Source organism: Nonomuraea sp. B5E05 (assembly GCF_039880665.1).
Lineage (GTDB): Bacteria > Actinomycetota > Actinomycetes > Streptosporangiales > Streptosporangiaceae > Nonomuraea.
In genome coordinates, this window is sequence record NZ_JBDPMJ010000095.1 from 1 (window position 1) to 1,217 (window position 1,217).

A 1,217-nucleotide genomic window follows, 5' to 3' on the forward strand; every position below is an offset into this window, starting at 1 on the left:
TGAGCATCGCCGACGATCCCGACCGCGCACCCGCCCGCTCCCACCTCTACGCCATGGGCCTGTCGGACGAGGACATGCGCCGCCCCGTGGTGGGCATCGCCTCCACCTGGACCGGCACCATGCCGTGCAACCTGAACCACCGCGAGCTGGCCGCGCACGTGGCCGACGGCGTGCGCGCGGCGGGCGGGCTGCCGATGGAGTTCAACACCATCGCCGTCTCCGACAACCTCACCATGCACACCCCCGGCATGCGCGCCTCGCTGATCAGCCGCGAAGTGATCGCCGACTCGATCGAGCTCATGGGCCGGGCCCACTCCTTCGACGCCCTGGTGGCCATCGTCGGCTGCGACAAGACCGTACCGGCCGCCATCATGGCCCTGGCCCGCCTCGACGTGCCCGCGGTCGTCCTCTACAGCGGCAGCATGCTGCCCGGCCGCTGGCGCGGACACGACGTCACCATCCAGGACATGTGGGAAGCCCTCGGCGAACGCGCCGTAGGCCGCCTCGACCAGGCCGAACTCGACGACCTGGCCCGCCACGCCTGCCCCGGGGCCGGCACCTGCGCCGCCCAGTACACCGCCAACACCATGGGCAGCGTCGCCGACTTCCTCGGCCTGGCCCCCTTCGGCACCGGCGACATCCCCGCCGTCGCCCCGGAAAAGCACGCCGCCGCCCGCCGCGCCGGCCAGATCGCCATGGACGCACTGGCCCGCGACGCCCGCCCCTCCCGCATCCTGACCGCCGACGCCCTGCACAACGCGATCGTCTCGGTCGCCGCCATGGGCGGCTCCACCAACGCCGTCCTGCACCTGCTCGCCATCGCCCGCGAAGCCGGACTCCCCCTCGCCATCGACACGATCGGCGAGATCTGCCGCCAAATCCCGATCATCACCGGCCTCAAACCGAGCGGCGGCCCCCACACCGCCGCCGACCTGTGGCGGGCCGGCGGCACCTCCCTCGTCGTCCGCCGCCTGCTCGAAGCCGGCCTGCTGCGCGAGAACGTCACCCTCATCGACGGCCGCACCCTCGCCGACGTCGCCGCCCACGCCCAGGAGACACCCGGCCAGACCGTCGTGGCCGGCGCGGAGCAGCCGTTCAAAGCCCGCGGCGCCCTGGCCATCCTGCGCGGCTCACTCGCCCCCGACGGATGCGTGCTCAAACTGGGCGGCAAGGACGACTTCCGCCACGAAGGCCCCGCCAAGGTCTTCGACTCCGAG

Annotated in this window: 1 protein-coding gene; it reads left to right on the top strand. The window is 73.0% G+C overall.

All coding sequences use genetic code 11. From position 1 onward, the window contains the following. Positions 1-1,217, top strand: a 1,217-nt coding sequence (locus tag ABGB01_RS45940) for a dihydroxy-acid dehydratase (RefSeq protein ID WP_347780645.1), incomplete at both ends; no start/stop codon positions are given.